Origin of the sequence: Marinobacter mangrovi (assembly GCF_016798325.1) — a bacterium.
GTDB classification, from domain to species: Bacteria; Pseudomonadota; Gammaproteobacteria; order Pseudomonadales; family Oleiphilaceae; genus Marinobacter_A; species Marinobacter_A mangrovi.
Genome location: NZ_JAERVO010000003.1, coordinates 488,611 through 502,062, shown reverse-complemented (window position 1 = coordinate 502,062; position 13,452 = coordinate 488,611). Strand labels below are relative to the sequence as shown.

General features: G+C 56.4%; 9 protein-coding genes. 1 reads left to right on the top strand and 8 read right to left on the bottom strand.

The genetic code is table 11. The features are described from left to right. Window positions 1–162 precede the first annotated feature (162 nt). Complete coding sequence (gene nfi, locus JL474_RS11935; protein ID WP_407944061.1) at window positions 163–861, top strand: deoxyribonuclease V; 699 nt, start codon at window positions 163–165, stop codon at window positions 859–861. Between the two features lie 52 nt (window positions 862–913). Here nfi and JL474_RS11930 read toward each other — a convergent pair whose 3' ends face one another. The 8 genes from JL474_RS11930 to JL474_RS11895 all read right to left on the bottom strand — a co-directional run bounded on the left by JL474_RS11930 (window position 914) and on the right by JL474_RS11895 (window position 13,401). Then, window positions 914–1,780: a DNA ligase gene (locus JL474_RS11930; RefSeq protein WP_203142230.1), complete on the bottom strand. Its 867-nt coding sequence runs from the start codon at window positions 1,778–1,780 to the stop codon at window positions 914–916. Between the two features lie 87 nt (window positions 1,781–1,867). Next, complete coding sequence (locus tag JL474_RS11925; protein WP_203142229.1) at window positions 1,868–2,995, bottom strand: hypothetical protein; 1,128 nt, start codon at window positions 2,993–2,995, stop codon at window positions 1,868–1,870. A gap of 151 nt (window positions 2,996–3,146) precedes the next feature. Next, the gene (locus tag JL474_RS11920; RefSeq protein ID WP_203142228.1) at window positions 3,147–4,172 is read right to left on the bottom strand and encodes a hypothetical protein; all 1,026 of its coding nucleotides are present in this window, start codon (window positions 4,170–4,172) and stop codon (window positions 3,147–3,149) included. A gap of 415 nt (window positions 4,173–4,587) precedes the next feature. Beyond that, window positions 4,588–4,926, bottom strand: coding sequence for a hypothetical protein (locus tag JL474_RS11915; protein WP_203142227.1), 339 nt, complete (start codon window positions 4,924–4,926; stop codon window positions 4,588–4,590). 238 nt (window positions 4,927–5,164) lie between these two features. Beyond that, window positions 5,165–5,800: a hypothetical protein gene (locus JL474_RS11910; RefSeq protein ID WP_203142226.1), complete on the bottom strand. Its 636-nt coding sequence runs from the start codon at window positions 5,798–5,800 to the stop codon at window positions 5,165–5,167. A gap of 1,301 nt (window positions 5,801–7,101) precedes the next feature. Beyond that, entirely contained in the window at window positions 7,102–7,815 is a 714-nt protein-coding gene (locus JL474_RS11905) for a hypothetical protein (protein WP_203142225.1), read from the bottom strand. Between the two features lie 105 nt (window positions 7,816–7,920). Then, window positions 7,921–8,118 carry a hypothetical protein gene (locus JL474_RS11900; protein WP_203142224.1) on the bottom strand — a complete coding sequence of 66 codons (198 nt, stop codon included), beginning with the start codon at window positions 8,116–8,118 and terminating at the stop codon, window positions 7,921–7,923. Between the two features lie 45 nt (window positions 8,119–8,163). Beyond that, window positions 8,164–13,401: a DNA repair ATPase gene (locus tag JL474_RS11895; protein WP_203142223.1), complete on the bottom strand. Its 5,238-nt coding sequence runs from the start codon at window positions 13,399–13,401 to the stop codon at window positions 8,164–8,166. Window positions 13,402–13,452: the final 51 nt, after the last annotated feature.

Genomic DNA, 13,452 nt, shown 5'->3' with positions numbered 1-13,452 from the left:
GCCTGTCTTTCTGATTGCGCCAGCATCCGCCATCGCGGCACACTCCTTTGATTGCTGATCGGGATTCCCCGGCTCCGACACGATCGAAACCGGGCAAGAGGCTGATACTCTGTCGGATTTTCGATCAACGCGCCATTAACGAATCGTCAAGGAGTGGTCATGCTGCCGGACCTCAGCGCCGAGTGGGCCGATCTCACGCCCAAGGATGCGATTGCTTTGCAGCGGTCGTTGCGTGCCCGAGTCAACACGGACGACGACCTCCCCGAGGTCCGGACCGTGGCGGGTGTGGATGTGGGGTTCGAGGACCATGGCCAGACGGCACGGGCAGCCATCGTCGTGCTGGATCGGGAAGACCTGACGCCGGTCGATTACGCACTGGCCCGGTTGCCGACGCGGTTTCCCTACGTGCCGGGCCTGCTCTCCTTCCGGGAGTGCCCGGTCATTCTGGACGCGTTAAGGCAGTTGAAGACCATGCCCGATCTGCTGCTCTGCGACGGCCAGGGCATCGCCCATCCCCGACGGCTCGGCATCGCCACCCACATCGGCCTGCTCACCGGATTACCCAGCATCGGCGTCGGCAAGAGCCGCCTGACCGGCACCCACGGCCCCGTGCCCGACACCAAAGGCGAATGGACGCCACTGGTTGATGGCGACGAAACCATCGGCGCGGTCCTGCGCACTCGCTCGGGTGTGAAGCCGCTCTTCATCTCACCCGGCCACCGCATCAGCCTGCCCACCGCCATCGACCACGTCATGGCCTGCATTACCCGATACCGGCTCCCGGAAACCACCCGCTGGGCGGATGGCCTGGCCTCCAACCGCGGCCAGCAATGGCTTAAAACCCTGGAAGGGCTCAAATAAAGCAACACGCAGGATGCCGGTGAACCCAGCGAACCGCATCGGGCCCCGTCTCCTATTCCGCCACCGGCTCCTCATCCCGAACCCGCATAAAACTCGCGAACCGAGGCAACCCGGTCGACGTCAGCCCATAATATTTGTAGGTCACCGTCGCCCCGATCGCCGGAGGATCCGCACGCTGCTCATCACTGAACCCGCTACCCAGCTTGAACCGGCGGCCATCGGAACGCTCCACCACCAGCGCCCCCAGCATGCCCTCGTATTTCCCCTGCCCCGGCGAATAGCCCACCACCGTGGCCTCGGCATCCTGATACCGCTTCACCTTCAGCAAATCGTCCGAGCGACCGGCTTCATACAGGGCGCCGCCCCGATGTAGCATCAGCCCTTCACCGCCCTCATCAACCACCTCGTCCAGACGCGCCATCAACGCCTCCCGCGTGGTTGCCGGCGTCTGTTCGATCATAACGAGGTAGGGTGACGGCGAAGGCTTGAGCATCGACCGCATGCGAGCCACCCGCTCCGAAAACGGGCGATCACGCCCGGGCAGATCAAAAATCTCGTAATGCACCTGCCGCCACTCGCTGTCCACCGGCTCGAGCTTGCGCACCACCCCGGACAGCTCGGAAAACGTCCCGCGTCCCATCCACAATTCGCCATCCAGAGGTACCTCCGGAAAATCCCGGGTAAACCAGGTCGGCGGATGAAACGCATGGCCCTGACGCGAAATCAGGTGCTCACCGTCCCAATAGGCCCGCACACCGTCGAGTTTTTCGCTGACCCAGTAGCCTTTGAGGGCATCGCCCTTTTCGTAGACCTGGGCCAGGGTGAGTTGTGGTTTTTCGGCGTGGAGTTCAGACGCGGGGAATAGCAGGGCGAGGCTGCACAGGAATGGCAGCCAGCGCTGGTACAGCGGGGTGGGCATTTCACAGTCCTTGTGGTGAATTAAGGGTTTGCTTGCATTTCAGCTTCCCTTCCCTGGGAAACCACTCAACGATGAACCGTGTACCGGCTAGTAGCTCGCGTAAACCGTCTTCTCGGCCATAATGTTCGGCCGGCTCAGGATGCGCAGTGCGTGGACTCGATAGTGCATCTCGCGCTCACAGGCCTTGAAGGTGTCGTCGTCCATATCGCGCCAGTAGCGTTCCGGGCGGTTGGTTTGCCGGTCGTGCTCGGCCGTGACCGGGTCCAGGTGGCGGTGGGCTTCCCAGATCGGGATATCGGGCAAGGGCTGGGTCACGTCCATGTAGTTTTGTACGAAGTCCCAAAGGGCATAGCAGGGTTCGGGCATGCTGGTGTTACCACCGATGGCACCAACGCCCGCATCGCACTTGCTGTAACGATGGAACAGATGGAGACGGTTCAGGATCCCGGCCCGGTCACCACGGGTACTGACCCAGGCGTCAAACTCCACAAATGGCACCTTGAAGACCTCTGGCTTGCCGCGCGGAATGAAGGGGAATTTTGGAGGGTAGGTCCATACGGTGACCATGCCGGTGCGGCGGTTCAGCTCCCATAGAGGGCCTTTTCCTGCTTTCAAGAACCAACCTAAAAATAACTTCCCCAAAACCCGGGAAACAACCCAGATTCCGATTGGAATTCCAAACATCATGGCAAAGGATTGCCACTCGTCAATTAAGCTATGCCAGTAATTCTTGTCTGACGAAATAAACGATCCAATAATCAGCGTCAATATCATCAAAGGGCCAAAAATAAGGACCGTTAATCTGGAAAAAATCTCGGACAAATTTAAAACCTGAAAACGCCTAGCCAGCGGTGCATACCGAAAGCACTCATGATCCATCCGCCCCTGATAGCCAGTGCCCTCGAGGGGATCCCCCTGCTCTTCATGCCAACGCAGTAGTTTTGGGGGGGCCTTCGCGAAAACAATAATCGGTACAACCGGTTCCGTATGCCCCCACGGCAAGCGCGCGGTGCCAAAACGCCCCAGCGCGGATTGGTTGTGGTCCTCATGCTGGGGAGGTTGCTCCGGTATGCGATCCGGTCGATAGGCGGTATCGGCATAATAACCAGTTGTCTGCCTCGGCATTTCTACAACACTATCCACGTTGAACCACCTTTTCATCGAACCAGAAAACCCTGTCCGTTTCGGAGAAATCCGGCTTGGTGTGTTCTTCATTGTTTTTATCGTACGTTAATGAAGAGTCCGGCAAGGGCGCAGGGAAAACCATCAGGTCGTCCTTCTTGCCAATGCGGATCTGGACACGGGCGCTCCACGAGTACTTCACGATCTCCCGACTGACCACGTTTCCGAACAGGCCCTTTTGCTCCTAAGCCAACATGCGGCCCTGAGGTTCATCCTTGATCGGTATCCCGCGCCCTTCAATACGAGCGTCCATAATGCAGGGGCGATTCCAGTTCGCATTGTGTAGCCGCGCTCGATATTTTGATTCGTAATGCTCCCGCCAAGATTCCGGCGTGATTTTGCGCCAATGGAATGGATCACGCCCGGTACGGGCGTCCTCTTCGGCGGTCACTGGATCGCGATGACGGAAGGGCTCAAAGACCGGTACGTCCGGCAGAGGGTGACTCACGTCCATGAACTGCTGGACCATGTCCCAGTACGCGTAGACGTCTTGCCGATTCATCACATCGGCCACCATCCCCTTCATCCAGAGCTGTTCGTCGCTGTAGCGATGCTGGAGGACAAGGTTGTAATAACGGCCACCACGACCGGAAGGGGAATGGACACAATACGCATCGAACTCAATAAAGGGTGCGGAAAAAACCTCTTTTCGGGTTTTTATGCGGACCAACCCTTCGCGGCGATAGAGGCCGGTTGGGTTTGCTCTTTGGCGTTTTTCGGTAAGATAAGCCAACATCAAGCGACCGTATTTTCCTCCGAAAAAAAGCCCCCCTATGATTGCATACATAACCCCATAAGCGGATAGAATATTATAAAGGCTGGCGACGCTGAATCCATGTAAAAATAGTGAGAAAAAGCTAATTGTTAGCGGTATCAAAGCAACTAACGAAGCCAACCAAGCACACATATACGTAATGTACAAAAATGCCTGAAACCCGTTCAGAAAACCTTTCCCAATGGCTATCTTTTCTTCACCCCACGGAAACCCATCTTCAGTGTCCTTTTCATCTTTGAAAAGACTGGCATAGGCAAGTTGAGTCTCTACTGTATTGGGAACGACCGGTGTTTGATAATTCCCCCAAGGGAGCCGTTCAAATACCTTATCCAACTTGGGGTGCCCACCGGTGGGCAGAACGGGAATATCATCGGAGCGATAGGCCGTTTCCGAGTATGGAGCCCCGCTATGTTCACTCTTCTCAAGATCAGTCAACCCCCTGCTCCTCCACCATCTTTGAAATTGAATGTTCCCCCAAAGTCCTAGAGAAACAGGCCGCGACTACCGCTGCTCAACATCCAGATCGTCCATCGTGTGTGAAACCTTTTGATCCACATACGCTTCGCGGGAACGGTCCCAAGCCTTTACGTTATGACCTGCCAGCCACTGGCCATCCGCGGAAACAGCATAGTCAGTATTATTGTCACCTTGGAGAAGCCAGCCTTTATAAACCTTCGAGTACAACTTGAAAGAAGCAAAAACTTGAACATGAAAAATCCTAGGTCAAGTTAAGTTTTAAAGGGCCAGAATTGAGCGGATATCAAGGGAATTAAGGTGCAGGTTTGAAAGACTGATGGTTTCTCCTTGAGGTCCCAAACATGCGGGCCACCCTCCTCTTAGGCCGGTGACCTCAGTCGACGGGCTGCAGTTTGATCACATTAGCGCTCTGGATCGACACCAAAAGCGTTGAAATCAAAATGAATGGAATGGCCACAAAGTAAGTCGGGAAACCGGCATCACCAAATAGATTGATCAAGGCCACGACGCAAACGATCAAAGCTCCGGCGGTCAAGGTCAAAACCGACAACATCGCCTTCCGCTCTCCATCCGGGTCAGGCTTGATTTTTACCATTGCGCCGCATTCACCGCAGGCGATCGGTTCGGACTTACCGAGTTGCGCCAGATCTTCCTGGGAAAGCTGATTAGGACCTTGGCACGACATACACATGGCTTTAGTTTCGTCACTCACTATTTCATCCTTGATGGCTTATCTCTTGAACCCAAGCCTCATCAGAGTTGGGGCAGCAAATTCCCGGTTATGATTTCTGGAATCAATCACATTTAATGTCTCGGGCACACGGGACAGCTGATCCTTTTGATGCGCCCTGTCTACACATTGCAGACTATTCCGGAGTGCGCTGCCGTGCTCGGCCGGATTCATCACACCGAGTCACAGCGCGACTGCCAGGTCTGGTTTAGGATCGCTCTCAGTTGATCTCCGTCGAAACAACCCGAGTGGGCAACAATTGCTCACCGTGCTTGCGACGGATGTAATGGAGCAACGGGAGGTTAAGGAGGCCTATTGGCATAACCGCAAACAGGCCCGGGAGCAGCAAGACTACACCCAACTTACTGCGGCCGCGCTCTGGAGCCTTATACAACCGCATCACAAGCAGAATCAGCCCAGCCAAGAGCAAGCACACCGCCACCAGCACGATGCAGGTAATCAAAGGCCCACGTGGGACGATTTGATGAATTAGCGTGTAGTAAAACAAAGCTGCAAAACCGGCCGTCGCCAACAAGCCCACGGCGATTTCGGGCTGAGGCTCCGTGTAGTTGACACGGGCACGCACTATACGGACCGATACGTCAAACACGTCGGGAGAGGCTCTTTCCGGCATGAGCATCGCGGACTTGGTCGTAACGATCATGAAGGGTTTGTTCTGGCCATCCTCCTGGACCTTAAACGCAAAAACCTTTCCAGACGACCAGTCGGCTGGACGCCCTCGAGCGTTTATCGGCGTCACCGTTGCCGTTGGATTTTTACGCACTACATCGTAAGACAGGTCTTCGAGCACTTCGAGGGACATAGCCGCGAAGCAAATTTCGGGGGGTAATAACATCGAATCCTTTCCATGGTTTCCACACCCTGCCTCCTGCAGGATGACTGCGGGACAAATGATACAACACACATTACAAAACTGAAATCGTCTGCAAGTGGCAAAAGCTCAGGCCGCCCTTACGCCAACTGGCTCCCGCATCAAGTACGCGTTTTGCAGCTTTTTCCGATTTCGCTGCCTAAACGATGTAGCGATCGCTCGGCCAACCGATACGGCATCGGTGCCCGACCACGATTGTGGGAACTCTTTTACTCTTACTCACCCAGCGACTGAAAAACGCCCGCTTGGACACCTGATTGCCGCGTAGGTCTCTCCGGTTTCGTTGACGGACATCTGTACCGGGATATAGAGGCCATCACGTTTGATCAGTTGGAATCCCTGACTGGCGCCATCGTAGCGCCCATTTTTCCCGATGGCCGACTCGTTAGCGTCCGCAAATATCGACTCGCAGAAGAGTGATCTCCGCCTAAGGGTACGAACAGATTGAAGAACAGACATTGGAGGCGGACGAAGACGTTTCGGTCCGCAGGACGGTGTCGCTGGACCAGTCGCGGATCTCGCATGCCGACGAAGAGACCAAGAACGCAGAATTCCGCCAGGCGCTGTATGCTTACGCGCTTGCCATAATACCACACGGGCTTTCAGACAGCCGTGACTATACGGAATGGAACCGTGAAATCACAGTGGGCGCAGCTGGCAAGTCAGTCACTGGCTCGCCTACAACAGAGACATCACCTCGCATCGGCTCCAAATTGGGTCTAGCTCGGGGCAAAAGGCCTCTTAACGAGTCGTCCCGGATTCTCGTTATCCGACCCAAGACGATCTTCGCTGGCGGCTCTGAGCCCCACCAAGTACCAACGGTTATCCCGTCGCTTGGCGGTTTCCAGCTGCAAGGCCGACGCCCCAAACACCTCTTTCGATGAGTCGGACGACGACGCTTTTCCCAGCATGGGTGTCATGCTTGCATTCTCTGGAGATCAAGCTGAACTTTAATACCGCGCTTTGATTCGAACCTTCATTCTACGAAGAGCCAGCTTGGTGACGAACAGAACGGAATGGCAAGGTTCGGGTCAGACGCAGAGCCTACCGTTAATCCTTGTCCATCGCGCACAACGGAAACAAAGAAATGCCTATGAGCAGCGATAACAACAGGGTGAGCACGCCACCCGATGAACTCTCATGAATAGTTTGAGATATAATCTCTCGCTAAATATGAAACTTCGAAAATCAGCCCAAAAGCCGCACATCATCCACCGAACGACAGGGGCCAGCGCCGTATCGACTCGCCGACTAGGCGCAACCCCTCACTTTTTATCCTCGTCTTCTTTCGATAAATCTCTGGTGATGACGCCGTCGGCCAGTTCGAATAGCCGTTCCGGAAGCACCGGATAAGTAATCACACACGTTTCACACAGAGAATCCACAACGCGGGGGCTGATATACCATCCCAAAAACATGAGCGGGAAAACGAGTACAACGCATATTGTCGTCATTACGGTCGAAGAACTTGGAACGCCTACCACTATCATGAGCGTCATAAGAATAGTCATAACGATTGGCGCAAAGAGAAAAGACCAAAACATCTCGATCAGTTCAATTTTTATCGTTTCTGGTCCAACATATTTGCATTCCACTTGCTGTGCCAGATCCAATTCCTTCAAACGTCCAAGCAAAGTCTCGATGAACGATACGAACTCCTTTCTTTTGACCTCCGCGACGGCATTTAACCCATTAACGAGGCTGTAATCACAAAGCGTGATATAACCTGTTCCGGAATGCCCCCATATATTACAGCAGACCGAAGCGTCAGAATGGTCGACTCTCAACTCGATGAATTTTATATCTTTAAGTCGAAGTACCGTTATGCCTTTAATGAAAGAGGCCGCAATGACTTTATCATCAACCAGCCGCACGCTTTTCTGGAAAACATGAAAACTCGACCCAGACATTGAGTTTGCATAACACTCTTTCGCATAATAATCATACTGTTGCTCAGCCGGCACGTACTCCAAGTACATTCAGCCACACTCCTTTGGGTTATTTTTCCATTCCATGGTGTTCAAAAGGCACGGGCCTGCTCATCAAAACACTTCCGCTATATCCGGATGCTACGCAGCAACCCTTCAGTCGTCAGCATCGCAACGGCTGAGAGTCACCCAAGAACTGGCATTTTGCAGATAAAAATCCGAAGACGACTGCCATACGTCGTCGCCGCGTTCGTCATCATAGATCCCGTAGAACGGGCAATCCCGCCAGCGGCGATTGAATAGCCAAACGCCATCTTTCTCCCGGCTCTCGAGAAACACTTCCAATGTGCTCACAAACACTCCTTGTTAATTGTCGCCCCTGATCTCTGAGGGACGAATTTACTCCGCACGCGCCTCGATCTGAGCCTGCAGGGCCTCCACAGTGCGCAATACCCGGCTCATCTCCGTCTGGGTTTTGAGATCCAGGCCCAGCTTGCCGTCCATGAGTTGCACAAGCGGCACTACAGTCTGCTCAAAAACGTCGGCGAACGCCTGCAGGGCTTCGCCCAATCCGGCCGGGCTGGCGACATTGACCGTGACTGCGGGCTCGACGTTAACCCCCTTTAGGCCATCCCGAAGCGTCTCTGCAAAACGACCAAAGTCGGCCTGCTGTGCCGACAGGATGTCCCGGATGACATTCGACGCCCCTTCCTGGCCGGGAATCGAGTCACGCAGCTTAGCCAGAGTTTCGACGATCAGCCCAAGTTGCCGCACAACCTTGGCGCCGGTCTCCTCGTCACCACCGGCCATCTGGCGGCGCTGGAATTCCTCGCAGATCGAGAGCCAGCGCCCGCTTTCTTCTTCTGTCAGAGTGCCCCGCAAGTGCTTCAGCTTGAGCAGGTTTTCCTCGGCGCCCTGAGTCAGCAACTGCGCTTCCCCGAGATAGTGATCGTCAATGAGGTCTTCCAGCTCATCGTCACTCATGACCGGGGAGAGCTTCTCAGCCAGTTTGTTCATATTGCGGTAACTGCCCTGAAGCCGGAATGGCGGCTCGGTTCGATAGGCCTCTGCCTGCGCGCTGGACGCGATATACGCCTGGTTCACTTTCAAGACGACTTCACGCACCCGAATCATTTTCTGCAACAGACTGACAATTTCCTCTCGCTCAGCGCCGCTGTAATCATGTTCGAACTCAGAACTGGGCACCTCCCGGCCCCCGGCCAGATCGGCAAATCGGTAGAAGTCGTCCATACCCCGCGTGGCCAGCGGCGCCAGAACCTTATTGGAGCTGAGACTGTTCTCGATATAGGACAGGGCGAATACATCTTCCATACCGCTGAGCACATCACCGAGGTTGTAGATATCCGCCCGGTTGGCAAGCATATCCGGCACCTGGAATACGTCACCGCTCTCGGTGTAGGGATTACCGGCCATGACCACACAGAAGCGTTTTCCACGCATATCGTACGTTCGAGTGCGCCCGCGCCAGACCCCTTCAATTCGTCGACTGCCATCGCAGAGAGAGATGAATTTTTGCAGGAACTCAGGATGCGTGTGCTGGATATCGTCCAGGTACAGCATGACGTTGTTGCCCATCTCCAGCGCCAAATTTAGCTTGATCAGCTCGGCTTCCGCGGTGGAATGCGGAGCCTTTTCCGGGTCCAGAGAGATAACGTCATGGCCCAGGCTCGGGCAGTTGATCTTCATGAAGATCAGGCCCAGCCGGCTGGCGACGTATTCCATCAGAGTGGTCTTACCGTAGCCCGGCGGGGAGATCATCATCAGCAGGCCCATCAGGTCGGTGCGGCGATCCTCGCCCACCGTGCCCATCTGCTTGGCCAGGTTGTCACCAATCAAGGGCAAATAACTCTCGCTGATCAGCTTGTTGCGCACGAACGAGGACAGTGGACGCGGCTTGAATTCCTCCAGTCGGAGGCGATCCCGCCAGCGGGCCAACACATCCTGACGAACTTCCTGCAATCGATTCCATCCAGGAATGACCACATCGCGGTGATGGCGGAGGCGCTGATCGACTTCATCAAGCTGCAGGGATAGCGTGCGGTCCTGAATGCGCGGGTGCTGACCCAGCAACCCCTCAATCGTAAACGCCAACTCTACGTTGCGGGCGTGAAATGACAGACGAGCGCCCACATTGAGCATAGCGATTGCTTCTGGCAGATAATGCAATGTGGCGGCATCACCAAACTGTTTTGCCCAGGCCGTCAGCCAGTGCGATGTAATACGCCAGCGTGGGCCCGGCTGATCGGCCACCACGGCCAGCGCTTCCTCGAACTGACTGTACTGACCCTTCTGTTTCATGCCCTCCGCGAACCCGTTGGCCAGACTGCTGGCGTACTGGGTCACCTCGAAGTCACCGGTCTCATCAGCCAATTGAACGACCAGGTATTCCGCCGCACTGTCCAGAATCACATCGTCAGCCGGCAGGTCATGCTGCGCGGCGAACGCCGCGAGGTCTGGGCGAACTTCCTCGACCAGTGTGGTCATCAGTTCGGTCGCGTTCATCAGGCGATTGAGGATGCCCGCCGACAGGCAACGCGAACGCAACACCCGGGCAGCACCCTGATCCGGTTCAATCCGAGCCCAATAAAGCATCGCCAGCGCCCGCGGCAACGGCCCAAAGCGAAGTAGGCCTGCGCTCTGCATCGCCGGCCACAGGGTGCTGACGATCAGTGCCGCGTCGTGATCGTGGATGCCTTTCTCATAGCCTTCTCGGTACCTCGGCGACGCGAACCGCCGGATATAGTCGGCAAGTTCGTCGCGGTTGGCGACGTTGACGGATTCCTCGGTCTCTTCCTGCAAGGCGCCCATCACCAGAAAGGCCAGGTACTCCGCCCGGTATACGGCTTCCGACTCCGACGGCTGGCTCATGTCCCAGTATGACTTCAGGGATTCCAACTCGGCGTCCTCGATGGGCTCGTAATACTGCGTACCGGTCATATGGAGCAAGACCCGATCGTCCCGGGGGACCAGCGTCAGGTCCACCTCCTGGCGATTGACGGAAAACCGGTGACGCGGCCCCAGGCGTATGACCTGCCCGCCATCCTCGTAGATGTCGGCACGATCACGAACGCTGCGTAACGCCGAATCCCGTTCCGACGCCAACCGCCCCTCGCAGTCATCGGCCTCCATGCTGGCGCCCATATCGCGCAGCTCCTGGGCCATGCTGCGGACCTTGGCCACCATGGCGTCGGAGGCAAAGAAGGCGTGCAGTTCTTCCTGACTTTCGAAACGCTCAGTGCGGCGCGCGATGTTGCGAAGTATGCGATCCGCCGCATCGTTCAGCGTGTTAATGCGACGTTGGCGCTGGTCCTGCAACTGCTGGCGGCGCGCCTCGATGCTCTCGTGGGCAGCCTCCCGCTGTTCCAGGATGGCGGCCAGGAACTCATCATACTCACCGAACTGGCTTTCCAGTTCCTGAAGCTGATCCAGCATCCGGGTCATCAGGCCATCGCAGGCGTCCGGTTCTGTCAGCGCCCCGACACCGTTGGACAGACTCTGCTCAAACAGCCGCATACGGGCCGCAAACTGCGCCTTGGCCTCCTGGCTGCCTTGCTCCTTAAGGCGAATCTCGGCCTCGGACCGCTGCTGGTTGATCCGGGCGTAGATGCCCGAGATGTTCTCGGTAATCTGGGTTTCCAGGCTCGCATTGTCGCCGGACAGGGAAGCCAGCATGCCCTGGATCATATCCAACCCGGCGGTAAGTTCGCGGTACTGTTCGACGCACTTGGCCAGTTCGTCCCTTGACGAGGCGTCGTTCACGGACTGGGCGAGATCCGCCAGGGTCTTGCGGTACCCATCCAGCGCCGCCGGCGTCGCCAGGAAGTTAAACGTACGGTCCGTCAGTCGCTGCTCGGCCTGGTCCAGTTCCTGCTCCAGTGCCTCGATGGCCGATTCGTCGATGTAACGACGATCCCGCAAGGTCCGTACGACCCCGCGATGATCACGCACCTGCTTGAGGTGCGCCACGAACTGGTCGGGGGTTTTCCAGCTGTCAGGCTTGAGGCTCCGCAACAGCTTTCCCTGGACTTCACCCGCTTCGCTGACGGCCATAGCGGTCTGGCTGCGAATGCTCTGGACTTTTTCGTACTCGTCCAGCATCAGCTCGGCGGTCTTTCGTACCTGGGCCAACTGACCGGCAAGGTCATTGCCCTGCACCTCGTCACCAAGCTCTCCGATCCAGTAGAACTGATTGAGTACCCGGTCGGACGTCCGGATCAGTGTGGTGTAGTGCTGTTCGGAAGCCGTCGACTTTTCCACCAGAGTGACGATGGAATTAATCTCGGCGATGCCTCTGACCAGTTCCGGGTTCCCAATACGACCCATGAGGGTGTCATTACCCACGGCGTCCTGGGCGTGATAGCTCTCGGACATGAACGGCGTCGTCCAGAGCTGAAGCGGATGAACGAGGGTTGGTTCGCTGTCCGCGTTGAAAATGGCGAGATGGCCATTTTCGAACAGGGCAAAACCATGCCCGATCATCGGCGCATCAGCTTCCTTTCGGATGAGGTTGTAGCGATAGAGCACCACCTCGCCCGCATCTTCCCCGTAGAACACGTAGAGAACGTCTTCGCCGTTCGGCGAACGGATCGCACGTTCGAAACGGAGATCCACATCGGGGACGGCAAACGTCTTTAGCTCGCCGCTGGACAGGTAATAGCCGGTCGGGAAAATAAGGCCATGGTTCTCCGGCAGGGTCACGACGGATCCTCCCATGGCATCGTTACGCTCCACCAGTTTCGTGACGCGGTTGAACAGATAGTAGCGCCAATGATCTTCGCCGAATGGCAGGATGCGAACCAGAATGACCTCCCCGAGGTCCGCATACTCGAAAGTCGCATCGTCGAGTGACTGGGAGTCAGAGTCGACCGGATCAGAGAAGATGCCTTCGCCGGTTTTGGTGTTGTTTTCAACCTTGAAGGTAATGTCGCCGCGCAGGTTATCGATGAAAAGGGTATCCGCGATGTTGAGGTGCGGGGCCCGGCCCTGGACCTGATTGTCGCGCCCCGCGGTCACCCACGGGAAGCTGAACCGGCCGGGAAACACCAGATCACGCTCGCCGCGATTGTCCACATAGCGGCTGACTTCCCCATTCGCCGCCAATTCCCAACGAAAGACCCGACGATCGCTCAGTTTCTCTCCAATACGGAAGGACATCAGCAGCATGCCGCTCATGATCGCCAACTGGGACAGCGTGGCGTAGCTGTAATACTGCTGTAGTTCCCGGAAATCCGTCTGGAAGCGACGGTCTTCCAGGAAGCTGCCCTCAATGGGCGCTTCGGTCACCTCGAAACCGTCCTCGGAGTCCTTCAGACCATAGAGGCGGAAGACGTCCCCAATCGCGAGGGCTTTGCGAAGCCCAAGCTGAACATTGAACCCGAACAGCAGACGATCCCCGATGCGCACAACATCCCGCGCCACCGAGTTGTTCTCTGTCCGGATACGCCCACGCCCTAGCACCTGCATACCGGCGCTGCCAAAAAGCTCCGACCGTGTGGTGTTCAAGGATTCGACCGATGAGCGGAGCTGGCGGCCCTGTTCTTTCAGTCGCTTCTGAATGGTTTCAAAGGCGGTTCCTTCCCTGACTATGGATTCAAGCTCGCTGCGGTCCGTCGACATGGATCATCCTGGATACGAAATCGAAGAAGGGAGTGGGCCCGGTGCCGGCCG